The following is a 20,916-nucleotide window of genomic DNA, read 5'->3' on the forward strand; positions in this document are numbered from 1 at the left end:
TGGTTGAGATGTCAAATGATGACTCATGGATTCGTGACTGCGGCCCAACATTTGTGACTAACGAGAATGGCGATCTTCGCGGTGTCGACTGGACATTTAATGCTTGGGGCGGCCTGGTTGACGGGTTGTACTTCCCTTGGGACAAGGACGACCGGGTTGCTCAGAAGGTCACCGAGTTGGAACATGCTGATCGTTATCGATTAGATGACTTTATTCTTGAAGGCGGCTCAATTCATGTTGATGGTGAAGGAACCTTGATCACAACCGAAGAATGCCTACTTTCAGAAGGCCGTAATTCACAGCTGTCCAAAGAACAGATTGAGAATGTTTTGAAAGAATATTTGAATCTGGATAAAGTGATTTGGTTAAAGCGTGGCATTTACAACGATGAAACCAATGGTCACGTGGATAATATTGCCAACTTTGTTAAGCCGGGCGTTGTAGCTTTGGCTTGGACGGATGACAAGAATGATCCACAGTATGAAATTTCAAAAGAAAACTATGACATCTTAAGTAACGCTACTGATGCCAAGGGTCGTAAGATTCAAGTTGAAAAACTTTATGTACCAAAACCGGTAACGATCACCAAAGAGGAAAGCGAAGGCGTTGACGCAGTTGATGGAACGCTTCCTCGTCAAGAAGGCGACCGGCTTGCTGCCAGCTATGTGAACTACTATACGGCAAATGGCGGAATTGTCTTCCCAGAATTTGGCGATCCAAACGATGAAAAAGCCAAAGAAACCTTACAACGACTTTACCCAGACCGTCAAATCGTCGGTGTTCCTGCACGTGAGATCTTGCTTGGCGGCGGTAATATTCACTGCATCACCCAACAAGTACCGGCAGGCAGATAGGAGGAATTTAATTTGGCAAAAGTTGTCGTTGCCCTTGGGGGAAATGCGATCCTTTCGAAGGATGCCTCCGCAAAGGCTCAGATGAAGGCTGTTAAAGAAACAGCCAAAGAGTTGGTTAACTTTATTAAAAACGGTGATCAATTGATCATTACCCATGGTAACGGTCCCCAAGTCGGTAACCTGTTACTCCAACAGATTGCTTCCGACAGTAATGAAAATCCGGCGATGCCATTGGACACCTGTGGGGCGATGACTCAAGGATCCATCGGTTACTGGTTTCAAAATGCCATGAAAGAAGAATTATTGGATAGTGGCATTAACAAGGATGTTATTTCAATTGTGACCCAAACCATTGTTGACGAAAATGATCCGGCATTTCAAAATCCATCAAAACCAATCGGTCCCTTCTACAAGGCCGATGAGGTTGCCGAGTTAAAGGCCCAACACCCTGATTGGGAAATTGTTGAAGATGCCGGTCGTGGCTATCGACGGGTTGTTGCTTCACCCAAACCTTTAGAAATTAATGAGTATCACGCCATTAAACAGGTTGTGGATGCCGGTATTATTCCAATTGTCTCCGGTGGCGGTGGCATTCCCGTTGTGAGGAAAGGCAATCGATTAGTAGGCACCGAAGCGGTTATCGATAAAGATTTTAGTGCTTCTAAAATTGCCCAATTGGTCGATGCCGACAAGTTAATTATTTTAACTTCGGTTGGCGGTGTCTTCTACAACTACGGTAAGCCAAATCAGCAGGAACTCAAAGAAGTGGGCGTTGACGAGGTTCAAGCTCATATTGATGCTGACGAGTTTGCCAAGGGCAGCATGATGCCTAAGGTAAAAGCAGCGGTGGACTTTGTTCGCAATACCGGTAATCCGGCTGTTATCGGTGCTCTTGAGGATGTTCAAAACATTATTAAGGGCACTGAGGGCACCACGATTGTCAAACAGCGTGTGAACGTTTAAGCAGATTAACAGGTTCATTTAAATCATCAAGAGATTATCAATTAGGAGATCGCTGCTTGAGTGGCCGATCTTCTAATTTTTTGTCTATCCGTAAAGAGAACATGATAAAATTGGATTAGAAATTAGTCGAGGTAAGAAAATGAAAATCAAAAATTCAAATCCACAAAAGGATGGTTATTATCTGGCACCCGAGTGGCATCAGCATCAACAGTCTTATATGATGTGGCCGCAGAGAAGTGATAACTGGCGTGAGGGCGCAAAGCCGGCCCAAAAGACGTTTGCCGAAGTAGCCATTAAGGTGAGCCAATATGAACCCGTGACTATGCTGGTTTCCCATTCGCAATATCAGCATGCCCGTGATGTGCTGCCAGAATCCATTCGCGTGATTGAAATGAGTTATAACGACGCATGGATGAGAGACATTGGCCCCGCTTATTTAATCAATCACCATGATCAAGTTCGAACGGTTAACTGGCAATTCAATGCCTGGGGTGGCCTAATTGACGGTTTATACTTCCCGTGGGATCAGGATAACTTGGTCGCTAAGAAAGTAACTGACTTAGACCGGTTTGATTATTATGACGTTGACTTTGTTCTCGAAGGCTGCGGCTACCAAACTGATGGCGAAGGGACATTAATGGCCGTTGAGGAGTCGGTTCTTTCCGAAGGACGAAACGGTGAAGTTAAAAGGTCGGATGTCGAGGAAATTTTAAAAAAGGATTTAAATGTTTCTAAGATTATCTGGTTGGAACAAGGGTACTTCATGGACGAAACCAACGGGGATGTTGACAATCTGGTCAATTTTATTCGCCCAGGTGAGGTGGCCTTGAATTGGACGGAGGATCGAACTGATCCAATGTTTGCGATTACCCACCAAGCTTTTAAAATTTTAAGTCAGGCGACCGATGCAATGGGGCGGCAGCTGAAGGTGCATAAAGTGAGCCTGCCTCGACCGTTATTGGCTACTGAAGAAGAAAGTCAGGGTGTCGACCCGGTTAACGGCCTCTTACCAAGATATGCCGGAGATCGGTTAACAGCTTCCTATATTAATTGTTATTTGGCTAATAATGCTGTTATTTTACCTATTTTTGGGGATCAACATGATCAGGAAGCAATAGATCAGTATCGAAAACTATTTCCTGATCGAAAAATCGAACCCGTATACGCTCGTGAGCTGCTGCTTGGCGGCGGTAATATTCATTCAATCGTATTAGGTGTTCCGGACTAGAGGGATTTAAATGAACTTTTTTGAAATTATCAAACCATACGTGGAAAAATTGACTAAAAATGAGTACACGCTGCTTGATTACGTCATTAAGCATATGGCTGAAATTCAAAATAAGAGTATTAGAGAAGTGGCGGCAGCGTGTTTTGTCTCAACAACCACGTTTTTAAGATTTGTCCGCAAGATTGGTTTTTCCGGCTATAGTGAATTTAGTACGGTGATTAAATACACGGTTTTAAATAGTGATAAGAAGGCGGATAGCGATGTCACGTTCGTTGAAAAACAATCCCAGTATCGAAATGAGTATTTGAAAAATATCGAAGAAACGGTTCGGGTTTTGGATGAACGAAAGTTGTTGAAGATCTGCCAACAAATGGATAAGCATCCCAAGTTGTATTTTTATGCCAAGGGGTTCAGTAAGTACACAACGGACTATATTGAATACTTGTACACGTTAAACGATTTCATTGTCATTTTTCCCAAAAACTATGAGCAACGAAAACTGGCGTATCGAAATATTGATCAAAATGACATTATTTTTGTGTTCGACTATGAGGGTGAAGATGATGAGCTGATCCAGCTTATTCAGAACCTGAAAAGCAATACCCAGTTTGCATCATTGGTTTCCATCACGGGAGCTAACAACAACACCATTCAAAATATGAGTGATGAAAATTTGTACCTGTTTACCGATGAATTGAAAATTAATAGTGTGGATATGACATCCCATGTATCGCTGATTGTGATTATGGAACTATTGTTGTATCAATATTTGGAATATGAAAAAAATAAAGAAGACTAGACTATTAAAGATGACTAACAACTTTAAACTGACCCCCTTGAATGAGATTTCTCCAATTCAAGGGGGTCAGTTTAATCCAATGCGTCCTTTTATCATTCAGATTTTATTAAGCGTTTACCGTTATTTTCTTTCCCGTTCCGGGATCTGAATGAACATTATCCTGCTTATCAATTCGAGCTCTTAAAGCCCATAGAATAGTGACTGTATCGACGATCTCTTGAAAAAGGGCCCCGATAATAGCCGGAATAACGCCAAAGCTGGCAATGATCATTAAGATTAAACAAATCGCAATTCCGATTAAAACGGACTGACGGGCAACGCTCATTGTTTCCTTTGAGATGGCAACGGCTTTGCTGACAAGACTCAAGTCATCCTTTAGGACAACTGCATCTGCAGATTCACTTGCGGCAGTTGATCCATGGGCGCCCATTGCGATCCCGACATCCGCTGTTGCAAGCGAGGGTGCATCGTTTACACCATCACCAACCATACAAACCGGACGATCGTTGGCATCTAATTGATCAAGAACGGCAATTTTTTCTTTTGGTAATTTTTCTGCATATACTTTATCGATACCGACTTTATCAGCAATCTGTTGGGCAATCGGCTGACGGTCACCGGAAATCATCATGATTTGTTTGACGCCAATTTGATGAAGCCTCGTCATAACGTCCTTGGCTTCTGGACGCAACTCATCTGAAAAGCTGACATACCCCGCATAAGTATCGTTAACCGACACGTAAACGGTTGTTTGGTCGATTTTTTTGATAAGGTCAGTTGAGACAAATTCTGCTTTTCCGACTTTTACCAGTTGGTTGTCTATTGTTGCCGAAACACCTTCAGCAGTGGTTTCTTTAACGTTTTTGGCAATGGGAATTTTATCCGGAATGGTTGCCACCAATGAACGGGCCAAAATATGGTTGGATTGTTGTTCTGCTCCTGCGGCCAACTGTAAGACCTGATCCGGTGTATAACCATTTGTGCCGAAGACATGATCAACGGTTAAATGGCCTTTAGTGATCGTTCCGGTTTTATCAAATGCAAAAGTCTTGGCCCTGGCCAGTTTTTCGATAATCGTTCCGCTTTTAACAATGATACCGTTTCGACTGCCGCGACTCATTCCCGAAACCAATGCAATCGGGGCGGCAAGAATTAATGGACAAGGTGATGCCACAACGAGGACTTCGGCGAATCGAACCGGATCACCTGACAGATACCAGGCAACTCCGGCAATCAAATAGGCAGCCAGTGTGAATGGAACGGCATAACGGTCAGCTAAACGAACAAAATGAGCAGGTTGTTCTTCTGCTTGCTTGACCAAGCGAATAATGTTTTGATACTGACTATTATCAGCCGTCTTATCCGCAATCATTTTAAAAGAGGCATCACCGTTAACTGCACCTGACATCACGTGGTCACCGATTTGTTTGTCTACGGGACGCGATTCGCCTGTTAATGAAGCTTCGTCAATGGTGATCGTTCCTTCAGTGATTGTGCCGTCAACGGGGATGATTTCACCTGGCTTAACCAACAGGCGATCCCCAATTTTAACGGCATCAATATTAACATCGTTAATGGTTTCGTTAATCATAAGATGAGCCGAACTGGGAGAATTTTCGATTAACGATTTCAACTCGGAATTGGCTTTATTTGCGGCGTAGTCTTCCAGTGCGTCGCCACCGGTCAGCATTAACAGGACAATCATGGCAGCCCAGTACTCACCCACGGCAATGGTAGCAATAACAGCCGTGATTGCCAGTAAATCGACACCGAATTTACCGGAACGGAGGGTCTTAATCATATCTATGAACATGAGTAGTGCAATGAATGATCCTAAAATTGAGATTGTTATTTGGGCATATTGTGGCAAGCCAAGTATAAATTGACATATCAAAGCCAAGGCACTCACTAGAAAGACGCCAATAAGCCGCCAATAGTTTGTTAACTGAGTCATGATTGGTTACCTCCATTCTAAAAATCAAGTATCTCTACCTAGATTATAACAATTCTAAAGTAGAAGGTCGACCATAACGCTCACTTGTGAGCAAAGCTATTGCTGTATCAGGCCATAAGCTTGTATTGCAACGGATAAGGGCTTAGACTTCAGGTGAATTCGGATACGATTGTTGCTTAGTGAAAGGAAGTGTCTTTAATGACAATTAAAGAAGCAATTAAATTTGCACAAAAGCGGGGTATTAGTGCTGACAAGAATTTAATTAGTCGCTGGATTAAGGACGATAAGATTCAGACTACCGGCAGTCTAAAGGATCGGACACTTAATATTGATCAAAAAAGTTTCGGTGAGTTCTTAGATAAAAATGGTGACTCAATTGAGAAAATTCAGGCTGAAATGCAAAAAGAATTGATGGGAAAAATCGGTTCTGCGGGCAGTGGCTTATAATAGGCGGACACTTAATATGATCAAGTGTCATTTTTGTGGATAGTTATCATTAGACATTGTGTTTAAGTTAATGATAGCTATCCTCTTTAATCCTCTGGACAAGCTGCATCAACACGCCGATAATGAAGAAAACCAATTCATCCGGTTAGTTGTACGGATAAGTTATTTATGGCTCAAAAATATCATTTCGGAGGTATTGACTGCGTTATGATCAAAGTTGAATTTAATAAGCAATTGACTTTAAAGGAACTATTAGGGTTATACAAAACGGCAGATTTTGCACGGGAGAAACTCGATGATGATCCAAAGCGATTACAAATGATGCTGGACCATACGCAACTACTGGTTACCCTGAGGGATGACGATCGATTAATCGGGATGGCGCGTTGTCTGACTGATTTCGAATATAGCTGCTACTTGAGTGAGATTGTGATTTTACCGGATTATCGTGGTCAAGGAATGGGAAAACGACTTTTGCAAAGCATTCATGATTATCTTGGTGAACGAGTGGCAGTCACGTTAAGAGCTGATCCGGGGGCAATCGGCTTTTATTCAGAGGTTGGTTATCAACAAGTTGATCATATGTTTCGAATTCACCGGGAGGCTTAAAAATGATTATTTATTCCGCTACTGCGGTCATTAGTCCAAAACAACTCGCTGATCTATTTGATGACTCGGGGATTAAACGGCCAACAGCTGATATAAATAGGATAAAACGAATGATAAATAATGCCAATTTGCTGTATACAGCATGGGATAACGAAATGTTGGTCGGCGTTGCCCGCGGTTTTAGCGATGAAGCGTATTGCTGTTACTTGTCAGATTTGGCGGTTAAAAAGGATTATCAAAAGCAGGGCATTGGTCGTAAATTAATTAAAAAGATTCACCGGGACCTTGGGTCAACTGTTTCACTAGTTTTGGCAGCAGCACCGTCAGCAGTTGGCTATTATCCAAAAATCGGGTTCGAACAGATTGATTCGGGATTTAAACGGCCGCGAAAATACTAAGCGTTGATTAACGTGGAGGACGATTAAAAAATGAACGACATTCAAATTAACAATAATCAGTTGACCGTTACGATAACGGGAATGGATAAATTATGGGGATTTAAAAACCGCTTAATCATTCCTTTAGACCACGTTTCCGATATGACAATTGAAAACCGCAAACAGCTAAACCAGGATGGTAAATGGCGGGTGGTCCAATTTCGGGAACCTGGACTGGGATTACCTTGGAAACAAGTCGGAACCTTTTATGGCAACCACAAGAGATCGTACTTAAATGTATCCGGTAATGAACATATTTTGTTTGTGTCTTTAACTAACGAAAAATATGATTATTTATTTTTAACAGTTAATAATCCGGATGAACTGTTGTCTGAGTTCAAAAGGGCAAAACAAAAAGCATTGAATAAAAGTGGCATCGCCTTCAGATTGGTTGAAGGTGGTGCTACTTTTAGTATCCGATTGTCTAATCATTAATGGTTTCCGGTTCTCGATCAATAAATCCTTCGTGACCAAGGAACAGTCATTTTAGCGTTGCGTAGGAAATGCTACCATTCTTAGACATTGGTAAAAAAGCATGTCTGCATTTTATAGACAATGAGTCTATTGACTTGATGATGTTTCGAATTTTAACCTGAAATCATCAAAACAAAGGGATCGGTTTTATGCTTAATCAAGAAAAGGAAAATATGAGTCAACATTATCAGGAATTATCGGCCGAGGAGCTTTCACACATAAGTGGAGGCGTTACCCGATATCGGTACCATGAAAAGAAAAGCTGGATAGATGATTTTATGAAAGGATTTAAAAAGACCTTTTGCTAGGTCAATTAAGAAATTCATTATTAAGTGTGGTTATAATAAACATTTTTGGTCATTAAAGTCAGTGATAAGGAGCGTTACACATAGTGATAGTGATACATCGAAAAAGACAAGGAGATATTAGGATGCAAAAAGAACGAAAAACAATGAACTCGGCCGATAAAAAGGGACTGCTGAACGCCAAAACCAATCATCAAAAGGAAAGACACTATTTTAAATCAACTTCAATTTACCATACGTTGTTTTATCTCATCGTTTCTTTTTTGCTATATCAGATCGTCAGTATCCCTCTTCCTTTTGGACAGGCGATTCACGGAAGATCATGGGCGTTTATGATTTTTTTCATCCTGTTTATAGCCATAACCGCAACGGTTGCAATAAGATTTGCCTTTAAATCTTATCAAGAAGTTATGACGTCGAGTGTCCGGATTGCAGGGCGTGATGTGGACTTCAAGCAGGTATTTAAAGTCTTCGCAGTATCATTAATTGGGATTGTGTTGTTTTCTGCCCTTTCCGACTTGGTGGTGCCTACAACTGAAAATCAAATCATGCTGGAACAAAGTATTAATGCTAATACCGCTGTCGGCTTTGTGTTAATGGTGGTTATTGTTTCACCAATCCTTGAAGAACTGATTTTCAGGGGACTCTTTATTAATCTGATTTTCAAAGACAATCTTTTTTGGTTACCGATTATCGCAAGTGCTGCCGTTTTTGCGCTTTTCCATGAAACAGCCAACATTCCTCAATACTTAATTTACTTTGTGATGAGGATGATTTTGGGGTTTGCTTATATGAAAACAGGACGATTATTAACGTCGATTCTGTTGCACATGGCGAATAATGTGTACGTTACGTTTGGATTTTTCTTTTCATCTTCGTTCATAGCTATTGGGATAGTTGTGTTTTTGGAAATTGCAGTTGTGGGAGTGGTACTTTGGTTTGCCAAAATAGCAAGTCAAAATGGTTGGTTTCACTTCAAAAGAGTGTCAGAGAAATCAAATCAATTGAATTAAATCAAAATTAACGGTAATGATTCTCGTATATAATTTTGAGTGATAAAGTAAGGGGTAAATAAGTGATGTGCCGGAAAAATGACATGAGCAGGGAGGGAAGATTAAGAATTATCCATCAAGCATAACATCTTAATCCAAAAAATATGTTAACTAAAGTTGCACAGCGTTACAGACGATTAACCATCCATTATATTTTGTTACTACTTGGAATCGTTGAATTTGTTCGATTATGGGAAGCCGGACAGCTGATTTCAATTAATATGCTGTTACTGATTAGTGGGATGGCACTTATTTTAATTGATGGAGTCATAACCTTTTTAAAAATCAAACAGAAAAAGTTTCCGATTCACCAGTTTTTAAAATAAAAATAAGAGGTTGGGAGTTTGTCACTCCCAGCCCCTTATTTTTGCTAATCTCGTGTTTGATTAATGATTCGCTTGATCTGACTATCGGAAACTTAAAAAGAATCCGGTTTGCGCTTCTTTTAATCGGCTAATTTGATAAGTGACTCAACTTTTCAAAGTCATTATCACTCAATTTGACATTTGCGGCCGCAACATTATCTTCCAAATGTTGAATAGAAGAAGTTCCCGGAATTGGTAAAATATTTGGTGATCGTTTCAAGAGCCAGGCTAATGCAATCTGGGCTTCAGAAACACCATATTTCTTTGCAATTGCGCTTAACGGACTGTCACCACCGGTTAATTTCCCGGTATTTAACGGAAACCAAGGGACAAATGCCATATGCTGTGATTCGGCATAATCTACAACGTCATCATCCTGATGATTGGCAACGTTATATAGATTTTCAACGGCATCAATTTGAGCGTACTTTTGGGCTTCCCTAATCTGGTCAACGGTTACCTGACTCAAACCGATATGCTTGATCTTACCTTCATCCTGCATCTTTTTGAGCTCACCAACTTGATCGGCAACCGAGAAGTGACTGTCAATTCGGTGAAGGAATAGGAGATCTTCATGGTCTATCCCAAGTGTCATCATGGAAACTTCAACTTGTTGGCGTAGGTAGTTTGGTTCACCATGGGGTGTCCAAATGCCGGGGCCTTGACGGGTTTGACCAACTTTATCGGAAATAAAAATCTGATCACGGTTGGCAGCCTTTCTTAAACCGGCTGCCAAATAACGATCGGCAAACCATGGACCATATGAATCGGCAGTATCAAAGAAGTTGATGCCAAGTTCGGTTGCCCGAACAACGACGGCTTCTGCTTGTTTTGGATCTTTATAAGGTCCCCAAGTACCTGATCCGGTTAACTGCATGGTGCCGTATCCAAGGCGGTTAATCTTAAAGTGATTATCAAATTCATATGTGCCGGAATTTGCTGCATTTAAATCTGTCATTAACGCCACTTCTTTCTAAATAATTTGGTACAACTATATTCTAAACGATTTACATACGAACGATAAATAGAGAGTCTGTAAAAGTTTGATTTACGATGTAAAAGTTTGATTTACGATGTAAAAGTTGCATATATTTTGTGGCAACTATGATTCAATGGCTAAAAAAATATTGTATACTAGCATAAAAGAATATTAATGACGAAAAACAATGTCTAAATGGGAGAATGTCGATATGGCTCAAAAATATTTCGGAGCAATCATGGTTAACGTTTCTGGTGTGGAGCTGTTAATTGTTAACCTGAAAACGCGTAAGACAATTGAACGAGTAACAAAGGAGATTAATCTAAGTGATGATATTTATCACGATCGCCGAGTTCAATACGAGATTGTCAGTAAAGTGGCTGAAGCTTTAACTGGCTTTGTCCAGATTCTTCATGATTATGGTGTTGAAAATTATGAATTATGGGGAAGCCAGGCCCTTTCTCAGGCAATAAATGCTGATTTTATTGCTGATCAGCTTTTTATGCATACCGGACTTGAAATTCGATGGCTGTCAATGAGTGAAGAGGCTTATTATCGAAATCAAGATCTTTCTCTTTCGTTTAAAGATTCTAAAAAGGTGAGTCACGGGATTGTTTACTTAGTTGGTATTACATCTGGGAACACATCGATTACGCAATTCGATGATGGGAAATTCGTGACTTCGACTAACTTTGCACTTGGCCCGATTAAAATTGCTGAGGATTTACAGAGTTTGCGGCAATCTGCACCAAACTCAATTGGTGTCCTAAATGATTATATTGATAGTAAGCTAAATGATTTTGATATGGGCAAGCCTGCCAGCTTTGTGAAGAAACCGGATCCAACCAAGATATTCTTATTAGGGACGTCCCCGATTAAGAGCCTGATCAGTCATTATGAAAAAGATCATTCATTGATGTCGATAGATGTGAATGCGTTTGAGGCATTGGTTGATGATATCGTTGATGCTTCGGATCAATATCTGATTGAACAATTGGAGGTTAATGAAGATTCGGTACCATTGATTTTGCCGGAATTACTGTTGATTCGCCGGGTCATTCAATTAACCAATGCAAAGGAAATCCGCTTTTCAGACTCTGGAATCGTTGATGGCCTGGTCAATAACGAGGCTGTTACGCTTGGGTATTCAAAAGATGACTTTACCCATCAAACCATTACAATGGCTGTGAATTTGGCTGACCATTACGATGTTGAACCGATCCATCGAGATCTGGTTACAAGATTCGCAATGCATTTATTTGACCAATTAAAACCATTGCATCTGCTCGGTCCCCGCGAACGAGTATTACTTCAAGTTGCGTCTATTCTTCATGATGTTGGTAACTATGTGGGTATTCATGAGCATTATATTCATTCTGAATATATTATTCGTCATTCCGATATTATTGGCCTGTCAAGAATTGAACGATCGATTATCGCAGCTGTTGCGCGATATCATAGTTCAACGACACCGAGCGAAGATCTAAGCCATTTTAGTCAAATTTCTGCAGAAAATCGACGCCTGATTGCTAAATTGGCAGCTATCTTGCGTTTAGCTGATGCTTTGGACGATGATCGACAGCAAAAAATCAAGAAAATCTCAGTCTCAATTAAGACTCATAGTGTTGTGATAACGGTTTACAGCAACGCTAATCTTGCTTATGAAAACTGGATTTTTAACTCCAAAAGCCAATTCTTCAAAGAAGCGTATGGGCTTAAAGCTGTACTCAAACAAAGAGGGGTGAAAGACTAATGGCAAAAATTGATTATGAAGATCCGCGTTATTATACTAACCGGGAGCTTAGTTGGTTGGATTTTAACGATCGGGTTCTTGAAGAAGCACGTGATAAAAACAATCCGTTACTGGAGCGTGTGAAGTTCTTGGGAATTACACAAAGCAACATGGACGAATTTGTGATGGTCCGGGTTGCGTCACTTGCTAAATTGATTGAGGTTAAATGGGATGGCAAGGATGCTTCGGGTTTGTCAGCTGAACAACAATTAAAGGCTGTTAATGATAAGGCCCATGAACAGCTGATCAAGCAATATACAACCCTGAATCGAATTATTCTCCCGGCCATCAAACAAGTCGGTATTCGGTTATTGAAAGTGACAGATTTAAGTGAAGAACAATATCAGTATATCAAGGGGTATTTTCACGACGAGTTATATCCCGTTCTGACACCGATGGCAGATGACAGTTCTCGACCATTTCCATTTATCAGTAATGACACACTGAATTTATCATTAAGGCTAAGTAAAAAGGAAAATGACAAGTCACTATATGCCACTTTACAGATACCTAGTATTTTCTCACGTGTTGTTAAACTACCGGGAGACGATAATGACTTTATTTTATTGGAAGATATTGTTAAGCAGTTTGTTGACCAACTCTTTATTAACTATGATATTCAAGAGGTTTCCACTTTCCGGGTCATCCGGGATATGGATCTGGATGTCGCCGAAGAAGATACGTCCGATCTTTTAAAAAAGGTTCAACAACAACTTAAACTTCGAGAACATGGGCAAGTTATCCGCTTGGAAGTTGATTCTGATATTAGTAAAAAATTACGTAAACGCTTGGTTCGTGAACTGGAAACTGATGAAGATTCTGTTTATGAAGTTAATGGACCAATCGATTTGACATTTTTAGGTAAATTAGCCAGTGCAGTGACCGGCCACGATGATTTGAAATACCCGCCCTTCAAGGCTTATCAAGCTGAAGCACTTAACTCGGATCATAATATTTTTGAGGCCATTCAAAAACATGATTGGTTGATGCAGCATCCTTATGATAAATTTGATTCAGTGGTGGAGTTTATTAGGCAAGCTTCTATTGATAAAGCGGTTTTAGCTATTAAAATGACACTTTATCGGGTTTCTGGAAACTCCCCAATCATTAAGTATTTAGGACGAGCTGCGCAAAATGGCAAGCAGGTAACTGTACTGGTTGAAGTTAAGGCTCGTTTTGATGAGGAAAATAATGTTCATTGGGCACGACAGCTTGAAAGAATGGGTTGCCACGTTATCTATGGTTTAGTTGGCCTAAAGACACATTCTAAATTATCATTGGTTGTTCGCCGTGAGGCAAGCGGTATTCGGCGGTATGTTCATTTGGGAACGGGGAATTATAATGATGTGACAGCCCATTTTTACACTGATATTGGTTTATTGACGGCAAACAACGACATTGGTATCGATGTTACCAATATTTTTAATATGTTATCCGGGTATTCACGGCCTCCGTACTTCCATAAATTGCATATTTCACCAAAAGGGATTCGGGAGTTCATTACCGATCGATTGGATCAGGCAATTGAATATGCCAAAGCAGGTCGACCGGTTCATGTTCGGATGAAGATGAATTCACTTTCGGACAAGGATATGATCACAAAAATGTATGAGGCCTCACATGCGGGGGTTCAAATTGATCTGATTGTTCGGGGGATTTGTTGCTTAAAGACCGGTATTAAGGGTGTTAGTGATACTATTCAAGTACATTCAATTGTTGGTCGTTTCTTGGAACATAGTAGGATTTATATTTTTGACTTTGATGGTGAAAATCAGGTTTATCTGTCATCTGCCGATTTAATGACGCGAAACCTAAATCGCCGTGTTGAACAGCTATTCCCGGTTGAACAGTCTGATTTAACACAAAGAGTATTGGATATCTATAGCACAATGTGGGAAGATAATGTCAAGACACGGGTATTAGATGCAGATGGGACTTATAAGCGAGTCGACCGTAGAGGGCGGGCACCGCTTAGCTCCCAAGACTATTTTGCAAAGCAGGCGACTAAATTAGTGGAAGAACAACAATCTGAATCGCGTAAGCAGAATTCAAATCAATTTCAACCAATGATGAGTCCTGAAAACCAGCCTGACCCGTTAAGTGATGAAGACCAGGATGGGGGAAATGAAGAATAATGGAAAACTTTGCTGTAATAGATTTGGGTTCCAACTCGGTTCGAATGACAGTTAGCCGTATTAATGAAGACGGTACGTATGATAATGTAACTCAGATGAAAGAATACGTTCGGCTTTCTGAAAACATGGGGTCTGAAAAGATTCTTCAACCGGATGCAATTGAACGGACATTAGCTGCACTTCGGTCATTTAAAGAGGTTTATTCAAAGCTTGAGAATCTAAAAATGAAGGCAGTTGCCACAGCAGCGGTTCGTCAAGCAACCAATCAAAAAGAGTTCCTGAAAAAAGTCAAATCTGAAATTGGGATTAAACTGGAAGTGATTTCTGGTGCGCAAGAGGCCTATTATGACTATGTCGGTGTGAGTGAAACCTTGCCGGCAACGAATGGGGTTATTATTGATACAGGTGGTGCCAGTGCTGAAATTATTCTGATTCAGAACGGTAAAGTAGCTAACCTGATCAGTATCCCTATTGGGTCCGTCACATTATCGTCCAAGTTTAATCTGGGGGATAAGATATTACCTGAACAGCTTTTCAAGGCAGTTATTTTCGTTAATGAAATTTTTCAAAGTGTCTGGTGGCTGAAAAACGGTTTGAACTTACCGATTATCGGGCTTGGCGGCAGTAATCGAACGTTAGCTAAAATTAATCGACGTCGTAATAATTTTCTTGATATTGATGATATACATGGCTATCAGTTAAGTGATACTCAAGTCAACGACACTTTCGAGGATATTGTGAGCCATGATTTAGACGGTCGAAAGCAGGTGCCGGGTATTAGTAAGGATCGGGCTGATATTATTGTCGGTGGGTTAATTCCGGTTATTTTCCTGATGAATTATTTGGATTCGGATAAGATTACATTTTCAACCAGTGGTTTAAGAGAAGGTATTTTATTTGAACGGTTGCACAATGTTTTAAAAGAGAATATTGCGACTAAATAAATTGAATTTAGATGGTTATTCGTGTTTACTAGAATTTGATATTTTTTATTTAAAAAAGGTCAGGGCAAAAATTGTCCTGATCTTTTTGTTGTGGTGATCATCTGAATATGTCGTAGCAAGTCACGTTGCTGTCAAAGCTTCGATCGTTTCATACCTTCTTCCAACATTCTTACTGAATGAATAAAGAATCGTTTCAGCGGGGTTAGAAGTAAGAAAATGCTACCAAAAATGCCCAATATTAAAATAAGGTAGCTAAAGGTTTGCCAATCCGGTCCAGCCAATGCTTCCCGAAATCCCCGGATGGCGTAGGTGAATGGGGAGAAGGGGGGATAGATCAGCTAAGTCGTGAGGAATTGTTTGCAATGGATAAATACCACCGGTTCCAAATATTTGGACGATAAGCAGGAGAACACCGAAAACTTTGCCTGCATTTCCAAATAGAAACACAAGTGTGAATAAAATCAAAGAAAAGATAAAAGTGGTTGTATAGGCAATTGCCAATAATGCCCAAAGGCTGTTGGGACGGATGCCTAAAATGATCATTTCGCCGAAAAGGGTGAAAGTCGTTTGTAGAAATGAGAAACTTAGAAATAGTAAGAATTTACCAACGTACTGTTGAATCAGGTTAGGTTTAGGTAAGTGTTTATCGTTTGGCAGTTTATATCGCCAGGTAATAATAGCGGTTAATAATAAAATGCCAACCCAGATGGAAAGGACTGCATAGAATGGCATGGCTGCATAACCAAATTTGCCAAGATTATAAAGCTCCTTACTTTGTAAGGTGACAGGCGATGATAGTAGGTTTGATAAATCGGGATTCTTCTCGAGAATATTGGTTAGCTGAGTTAAATTTTTGCTATTAATGAAGCTGGCTTTTTTATCTAAACTTGTTAGTGTTTGTTGCACATCATCCAGTCGTTTATTAACCTTATTGATTCTATCGGAAGAAAGCTTACTGGCAGCATTACCGGCACTTTGGAGTGCTCTCAGTTTAGGGGTTAAGCTCTGTAATGCTTGGACAACCTCATTATCATTATCCAAGCTGTTATCAGTAGTATTACTTAATTGGCCCAATGACTGACTGGTATCTGCATCAAAAGTAGTTGTAGCCAAATCAATGATAGTTGATAGCCGGTTGTTTCCCTGGATGAGTTGCTGAAGCAATGACCGCATCTTGACTCTTTCGCCGTTTTCATTTGCAGATGTTTTCAATTTAGTTATTGTCTGCCGTTGATCCTTAATCTTATCTTTAACGGATGCAAGCGACTTGATTAGAGATGTCGCACCGTTGTTTGGAAGCAGATTGTTCACAACATCCAGCAGACGCAGTTGATTATTAACTTTATCAACCATTGCATCATCCAATGCATTTAGCTGCACTGCTTCAGTTTTCAGTACTGACGGACTACCGTTATTTAGGGTATTTGAGGTGTTTGTCAGCATGGATTGAACCTGACTATTTTGTGATTGTAGGCCGTCCAATCCGCTTGATAGATTTTCTTTAGCTGAATCAATCGTTCTTCGAGTTGCCATGTTAAGGGATTTTCCGTGATTAATCATGGCTTGAAGATTATTAATTTGAGAGGAAATTTTTGGAATGTTCCGATTAATATTTTTTAGATAGACTTGGACATCTTTAGAGTGATTGTCCAGCCGATTTAAATAGTGTCTCGTTTTGTTAATAGTAGCAATGGCATTGAGTAACGATGATCTGATTTGCAAAAGTTGAGGCTTTTTTGTATTAAGCTTTTTACCGACAAGATTCATCTGTTCTAAAATTTCTTTGCCGGTCACTTTTGTAAAATTTGTGCGAATTCGTTGGGTTAATGTATCCTTTGCCTGTCCTGAAAGAATTGTAGCAGCTGCGTTTAATTTTTCGTTTGATTTGTAAATGATCGTTGGCTTTTGAGGACTTCCTGTGGTGAGCGTTGCTAATCGGCTTGAAAAATCATTTGGAATGTCAATCAAAGCGTAATATTTTCCCTGATCAAGGCCATCGTTTCCCTGCCAGTCATTGGTAACAACCCAATTAATATCATGGTTTTTTTCAACTCTTTAATGACCTGATCGCCAACGTTGAGGGATTTGTTATTAATGATCGTGCCTTCATCATTATTAATAACGGCAATTGGCAATCGGCTGGTGTTTGTGGGAGAATATGGATCCCAAGAAGCTTCAATATTTAATAAAGCATAGAGTGCGGGAATAATGCAAAAAGCGATCAGTGTAATCAACACTGGTCGGCTATGAACGATGTTTTTAAAATCTCTGATTAAAAGTGTGATGATTGTCCCCATACGTAACCCCCTTATTAGTTGTTAAATAGGCCTAGTCAGGAATGAGTGCCAATAAGCCCTCTGCCAATTTAAAGACTTGATTATTAAATTGATGAAGTGCGATGACGCCGGTATAAAATTTTTTCAAACCATTCTGGAAGATAGCGGCGAGTGTTTGGCCATCGGACTTTAGAAGCTTATACATTGTTTCGATCTTTTGGATATCGGAAGTATCAGTAATTGAGCCGGATAGATTTGATAAGGTTGACAATAGCGTATTCAGCGATTCTTTCCGACCAACATTTTTTAAAAGCAAAGTCACTTTATCATGACTGAAAGGTGTTAATGCATCAATTAGTGAAATAAGCTTGTTGATAGCGGCTTTTTGTTTTTGAACATTAATCACTCTTACGAGATACCCACGCCAGATCCAACCATGAATGTGGTTATTGCCATTCTTTATGTAGTTATAAACAGCTTTGTTGCCATTGGGCCTTATGATGTTGGCTGATCGGGTGGCATAAAATGTGGTAAGAGGGTAATGGTCGGCGTTATGCTGTTTATGGGTTAACGATATTGATTGATAGATGTAGCCACTGACAGCGTGATAAGGTGCTTTTATCAGCTTACCAGTGGATATAACGGTGGCCGATTTCGTATTAGCCGAAGTTGATTGGACACTTAAAAAGCAAATTCCCAAAATAGTGCACAGAACAGTCATCATTATTTTTTTCACGATTAACTTCCTTAAAATTGATTAATAATCGAATTGTTGATAATGAGATGATTTTTGTTGATTATAAAGATATGCCACAAACAATTAACGACAGTGACGATTGCTACTTGTTAATGGTTAACAGATGCATTACAATCATTATAGTGCATTCTGAGTGAGAAAACAGCCAAAATTTTGAAGGAATAGAATAGATTATTCATGTATCAATTTTACATATCGATACACGAACAATGGGGAGATTAGTAATTACATATTTATTATGGGGCCGAAGCAAGACGGTGTGTTTTGCTGTGGCCTTTTTTATCGTTTAAGAGGGGGGGATTGACAACTTTGAGAGGTAGTTTAGGGATATGGCTAATATCAGAAACGTTTATCATCGTGATTTACGTTCAATCATTAAATATCGAGCGGCTTTTATTACAATAACTGTACTGTGTCTGTTGCCGAGCTTATACACACTTGTCAACGTCCGCGCAATTTGGAATCCATATAAACCAAGTGCGGTTGATAACATTTCTGTTGCAGTTGTGAATAAGGATTCAGGAACATATCTTCGTGGGAAACAGGTTAATCTTGGAAGTCAAGTGGTTTCCAATCTACGTAAAAATAAGCAGATTGGATGGAAGTTCACAAGTAAATCTCATGCAGCTCAAGGGCTGCGGAACGGGACATATTATGCAGAAATTGAAATTCCGACAGATTTTTCTCAAAATTTAACCAGTATTGTGACCGATACGCCCCAAAAAGCACATCTTGTGTATAAAATGAATACTAAAAATAGCCCGATGGGAGCAAAGATTACTGCCATGGCGGCTAAAACCCTGGTAACTAAAATAAGGGAAAAATTTATTTATGAAGTTAACCGGACAATCTTCTCATATCTGAATATTGTTGGTCGGAAGGCCAGTGAGCATCAATCTCAAATTTTGAGTTTAAAAGATTTGATTATTATGCTTGGGGACAGCTTGAGCTTAACTTCCAACTCACTTGGTGCCATTAGTGATACATCGAATATGTTGGCAGTTGCGTTTACGGAATTTAAACCTGTTATTAATGCATCACAGAATGCTAATTTGAACGATCAATCGAACACATCGGGGACAGGGATATCCTCCCTTGTTAAAAAATCGCTTAACCGTTCATTTAGCAACTTGGGACATCATCTAGCCAGTCTCACTGCCAGTACTAAACAACTGTGGGAATTGACGGATCAGTTAAATCATACTGTTGGTAGCACAAGCTTAAGTGATCTGGATGCCAAAGTTAGTAACTTATCCTTACAGGTAGATTTATTAGATGGCCAAATCCGACCGCTTATAGAGTTGCTTCAGTCAGTTAGAAAGATTAATCATTCTCGCCAGATAAGTGATTTAATAACGTCATTGACCAGCGTTAGCCAATTAGCTGAAGCCCAGAAAAAACAACTGAATGCATTAAAAAAGGGCGTTGATCAAAATGGCAAGCTGGATATGATGGGAAAACAGCAAATCAATCATCGTTTTTCCGAAATGATTCTGAAATTAAACCATTCTTTAGCTCAATATAATCATTCAGTTAAAGCGCAGCTAAGTGATATTGGTTATAACTTGATGTCAGCTGTTGGTTCGTCTCGAGATGTTTTGGGGAGCCTTAAGAAAGTTAAGCAATTAAATAATCAATCGTTGGATACGATTATTCAGGGAAATCGATTGGTTGCCAACACTTCTGGAAATTTGGAAAATCAACTGGCTTCATACAAAAATGACATTAGGACAATGAGTAATCGGCTTAAATTGACCAGTGACAGCAATATTGCAAATATCGTTACAGTCTTGCAGAGCAATCCGGATTTGATGGGAAGTGCCTTGGCACAGCCGTTTACCGTTAAATCTGAAGACATTTATAAGGTGAATAGTTTTGGCGCAGCCTTTGCACCTACTTACATTGCGTTATCAATATGGGTAGGGTGTACGATGCTTGTTGCGGTATTGCATACAAAAGCACCCAAGTTGGCACAATTTAGAGGCTTGTCGGTGCGAGAAGAATATTTGGGGAAGCTTTTGACTTTTGGAACGCTGTCACTTATTCAAACACTGGTGATCCTGTTATCTTCAATGTGTTTGTTGCATATTCATGTTGCCAGTTTCTTTTTGTTATTAATGGTGGGACTAATGTCCTCGGTGACGTTTACGATTATTGTTTACACAATGGCAGCATTATTTGGCAATTTAGGAAAGGCATTAATTGTGATGCTAATGGCAGTTCAATTGGCTGGTAGCGGTGCAATGTATCCAATGCAATTAAATCCACTGCTTTTTCGAATTTTTCAACCTTTATTTCCTTTTGCATATAGTGTTGGGGGATTTCGTGAAGCGATTGGCGGTGCCAATATGGGAACGGTTGTTGTAGACTTTTTTGTATTAATGTGCATGTCGTTGCTTGGGTTGGCAGTTGGGCTTTCGACCAAGAAGCCATTAAAGAAATATACTGATAGGCTATTGAATGATTTTAAAAAGACGGGGATGGGCTAAAAAAACGTGATATATGAGCTTCTTTACAAAATCAGGTTTTGTAGAGAGCCATATATC

Annotated in this window: 20 protein-coding genes; 15 read left to right on the top strand and 5 right to left on the bottom strand. The window is 39.9% G+C overall.

Translation table 11 applies throughout. From position 1 onward, the window contains the following. The 4 genes from aguA (HMPREF0519_RS02375) to HMPREF0519_RS02390 all read left to right on the top strand — a co-directional run. The coding region (aguA, locus tag HMPREF0519_RS02375) for an agmatine deiminase (protein ID WP_003634314.1) at positions 1-854 on the top strand (854 nt) is incomplete at its 5' end. Between the two features lie 12 nt (positions 855-866). Continuing rightward, on the top strand, positions 867-1,817 hold the full coding sequence (arcC, locus tag HMPREF0519_RS02380; protein WP_003634316.1) for a carbamate kinase: 951 nt from the start codon (positions 867-869) through the stop codon (positions 1,815-1,817). Between the two features lie 139 nt (positions 1,818-1,956). Next, entirely contained in the window at positions 1,957-3,045 is a 1,089-nt protein-coding gene (gene aguA, locus HMPREF0519_RS02385; protein WP_003634318.1) for an agmatine deiminase, read from the top strand. 10 nt (positions 3,046-3,055) lie between these two features. Then, positions 3,056-3,844 carry a MurR/RpiR family transcriptional regulator gene (locus tag HMPREF0519_RS02390; protein ID WP_003557133.1) on the top strand — a complete coding sequence of 263 codons (789 nt, stop codon included), beginning with the start codon at positions 3,056-3,058 and terminating at the stop codon, positions 3,842-3,844. 106 nt (positions 3,845-3,950) lie between these two features. Here HMPREF0519_RS02390 and HMPREF0519_RS02395 read toward each other — a convergent pair whose 3' ends face one another. After that, a complete protein-coding gene (locus tag HMPREF0519_RS02395) occupies positions 3,951-5,798 on the bottom strand; it encodes a heavy metal translocating P-type ATPase (RefSeq protein WP_003634320.1) in 1,848 nt (615 codons plus the stop codon). A gap of 198 nt (positions 5,799-5,996) precedes the next feature. Between HMPREF0519_RS02395 and HMPREF0519_RS02400 the strand changes: the two genes are divergently transcribed. The 7 genes from HMPREF0519_RS02400 to HMPREF0519_RS02425 all read left to right on the top strand — a co-directional run bounded on the left by HMPREF0519_RS02400 (position 5,997) and on the right by HMPREF0519_RS02425 (position 9,448). Beyond that, a complete protein-coding gene (locus HMPREF0519_RS02400) occupies positions 5,997-6,245 on the top strand; it encodes a hypothetical protein (protein ID WP_003557136.1) in 249 nt (82 codons plus the stop codon). Between the two features lie 207 nt (positions 6,246-6,452). Further along, the gene (locus HMPREF0519_RS02405; protein ID WP_225429106.1) at positions 6,453-6,854 is read left to right on the top strand and encodes a GNAT family N-acetyltransferase; all 402 of its coding nucleotides are present in this window, start codon (positions 6,453-6,455) and stop codon (positions 6,852-6,854) included. A gap of 2 nt (positions 6,855-6,856) precedes the next feature. Beyond that, positions 6,857-7,252, top strand: a complete 396-nt coding sequence (locus HMPREF0519_RS02410) for a GNAT family N-acetyltransferase (RefSeq protein ID WP_003557140.1) — start codon at positions 6,857-6,859, stop codon at positions 7,250-7,252. A gap of 30 nt (positions 7,253-7,282) precedes the next feature. Continuing rightward, on the top strand, positions 7,283-7,726 hold the full coding sequence (locus HMPREF0519_RS02415; RefSeq protein WP_003634324.1) for a hypothetical protein: 444 nt from the start codon (positions 7,283-7,285) through the stop codon (positions 7,724-7,726). Positions 7,727-7,938: 212 nt separating this feature from the next. After that, complete coding sequence (locus tag HMPREF0519_RS13220; protein WP_225429179.1) at positions 7,939-8,073, top strand: bacteriocin; 135 nt, start codon at positions 7,939-7,941, stop codon at positions 8,071-8,073. A 122-nt stretch (positions 8,074-8,195) separates the two neighbouring features. Further along, a complete protein-coding gene (locus tag HMPREF0519_RS02420; protein WP_003634328.1) occupies positions 8,196-9,083 on the top strand; it encodes a CPBP family intramembrane glutamic endopeptidase in 888 nt (295 codons plus the stop codon). 143 nt (positions 9,084-9,226) lie between these two features. Then, on the top strand, positions 9,227-9,448 hold the full coding sequence (locus HMPREF0519_RS02425) for a hypothetical protein (RefSeq protein WP_003634329.1): 222 nt from the start codon (positions 9,227-9,229) through the stop codon (positions 9,446-9,448). A gap of 127 nt (positions 9,449-9,575) precedes the next feature. On the opposite strand, the gene HMPREF0519_RS02430 is transcribed toward HMPREF0519_RS02425, so the two are convergent. After that, positions 9,576-10,445, bottom strand: a complete 870-nt coding sequence (locus HMPREF0519_RS02430; RefSeq protein ID WP_003551622.1) for an aldo/keto reductase — start codon at positions 10,443-10,445, stop codon at positions 9,576-9,578. A gap of 232 nt (positions 10,446-10,677) precedes the next feature. Here HMPREF0519_RS02430 and HMPREF0519_RS02435 point away from each other — a divergent pair, with 232 nt between their 5' ends. The 3 genes from HMPREF0519_RS02435 to ppx are packed head-to-tail and all read left to right on the top strand — an operon-like array spanning position 10,678 to position 15,337. Continuing rightward, positions 10,678-12,219, top strand: coding sequence for a Ppx/GppA phosphatase family protein (locus tag HMPREF0519_RS02435; protein ID WP_438940142.1), 1,542 nt, complete (start codon positions 10,678-10,680; stop codon positions 12,217-12,219). Then, positions 12,219-14,393, top strand: a complete 2,175-nt coding sequence (locus tag HMPREF0519_RS02440) for an RNA degradosome polyphosphate kinase (protein WP_003634335.1) — start codon at positions 12,219-12,221, stop codon at positions 14,391-14,393. The genes HMPREF0519_RS02435 and HMPREF0519_RS02440 overlap by 1 nt, the downstream gene beginning before the upstream one ends. Further along, positions 14,393-15,337 (top strand): exopolyphosphatase, encoded by a 945-nt coding sequence (gene ppx, locus HMPREF0519_RS02445; protein ID WP_003557157.1) that lies wholly within the window; start codon positions 14,393-14,395, stop codon positions 15,335-15,337. The genes HMPREF0519_RS02440 and ppx overlap by 1 nt, the downstream gene beginning before the upstream one ends. 252 nt (positions 15,338-15,589) lie before the next feature. Here the strand turns inward: ppx and HMPREF0519_RS02450 are convergent, their stop codons facing one another. Genes HMPREF0519_RS02450 through HMPREF0519_RS02455 form a run of 3 tightly spaced genes read right to left on the bottom strand, consistent with a single transcriptional unit; the run spans position 15,590 to position 18,349 of the window. Continuing rightward, positions 15,590-17,305 (bottom strand): YhgE/Pip domain-containing protein, encoded by a 1,716-nt coding sequence (locus tag HMPREF0519_RS02450; protein WP_003634337.1) that lies wholly within the window; start codon positions 17,303-17,305, stop codon positions 15,590-15,592. Continuing rightward, a complete protein-coding gene (locus HMPREF0519_RS14245; protein ID WP_003634340.1) occupies positions 17,302-17,634 on the bottom strand; it encodes a YhgE/Pip domain-containing protein in 333 nt (110 codons plus the stop codon). Before HMPREF0519_RS14245 ends, HMPREF0519_RS02450 begins: the two co-directional genes overlap by 4 nt. 31 nt (positions 17,635-17,665) lie before the next feature. Then, on the bottom strand, positions 17,666-18,349 hold the full coding sequence (locus HMPREF0519_RS02455) for a D-alanyl-D-alanine carboxypeptidase (RefSeq protein WP_225429107.1): 684 nt from the start codon (positions 18,347-18,349) through the stop codon (positions 17,666-17,668). Between the two features lie 350 nt (positions 18,350-18,699). On the opposite strand from HMPREF0519_RS02455, the gene HMPREF0519_RS02460 reads away from it, so the two are divergent. After that, positions 18,700-20,859 (top strand): YhgE/Pip domain-containing protein, encoded by a 2,160-nt coding sequence (locus tag HMPREF0519_RS02460; RefSeq protein WP_003634346.1) that lies wholly within the window; start codon positions 18,700-18,702, stop codon positions 20,857-20,859. Positions 20,860-20,916: the final 57 nt, after the last annotated feature.

This window comes from Lentilactobacillus hilgardii DSM 20176 = ATCC 8290, from assembly GCF_000159315.1.
GTDB lineage: Bacteria > Bacillota > Bacilli > Lactobacillales > Lactobacillaceae > Lentilactobacillus > Lentilactobacillus hilgardii.

Bases quoted from the DNA above. Each gene is read 5' to 3' on its own strand.
- aguA (WP_003634318.1), top strand. From the start codon at position 1,957: ATGAAAATCAAAAATTCAAATCCACAAAAGGATGGTTATTATCTGGCA.
- HMPREF0519_RS02390 (WP_003557133.1), top strand. From the start codon at position 3,056: ATGAACTTTTTTGAAATTATCAAACCATACGTGGAAAAATTGACTAAA.
- HMPREF0519_RS02395 (WP_003634320.1), bottom strand. From the start codon at position 5,798: ATGACTCAGTTAACAAACTATTGGCGGCTTATTGGCGTCTTTCTAGTG.
- HMPREF0519_RS02400 (WP_003557136.1), top strand. From the start codon at position 5,997: ATGACAATTAAAGAAGCAATTAAATTTGCACAAAAGCGGGGTATTAGT.
- HMPREF0519_RS02405 (WP_225429106.1), top strand. From the start codon at position 6,453: ATGATCAAAGTTGAATTTAATAAGCAATTGACTTTAAAGGAACTATTA.
- HMPREF0519_RS02410 (WP_003557140.1), top strand. From the start codon at position 6,857: ATGATTATTTATTCCGCTACTGCGGTCATTAGTCCAAAACAACTCGCT.
- HMPREF0519_RS02415 (WP_003634324.1), top strand. From the start codon at position 7,283: ATGAACGACATTCAAATTAACAATAATCAGTTGACCGTTACGATAACG.
- HMPREF0519_RS13220 (WP_225429179.1), top strand. From the start codon at position 7,939: ATGAGTCAACATTATCAGGAATTATCGGCCGAGGAGCTTTCACACATA.
- HMPREF0519_RS02420 (WP_003634328.1), top strand. From the start codon at position 8,196: ATGCAAAAAGAACGAAAAACAATGAACTCGGCCGATAAAAAGGGACTG.
- HMPREF0519_RS02425 (WP_003634329.1), top strand. From the start codon at position 9,227: ATGTTAACTAAAGTTGCACAGCGTTACAGACGATTAACCATCCATTAT.
- HMPREF0519_RS02430 (WP_003551622.1), bottom strand. From the start codon at position 10,445: ATGACAGATTTAAATGCAGCAAATTCCGGCACATATGAATTTGATAAT.
- HMPREF0519_RS02435 (WP_438940142.1), top strand. From the start codon at position 10,678: ATGGCTCAAAAATATTTCGGAGCAATCATGGTTAACGTTTCTGGTGTG.
- HMPREF0519_RS02440 (WP_003634335.1), top strand. From the start codon at position 12,219: ATGGCAAAAATTGATTATGAAGATCCGCGTTATTATACTAACCGGGAG.
- ppx (WP_003557157.1), top strand. From the start codon at position 14,393: ATGGAAAACTTTGCTGTAATAGATTTGGGTTCCAACTCGGTTCGAATG.
- HMPREF0519_RS14245 (WP_003634340.1), bottom strand. From the start codon at position 17,634: ATGGGGACAATCATCACACTTTTAATCAGAGATTTTAAAAACATCGTT.
- HMPREF0519_RS02460 (WP_003634346.1), top strand. From the start codon at position 18,700: ATGGCTAATATCAGAAACGTTTATCATCGTGATTTACGTTCAATCATT.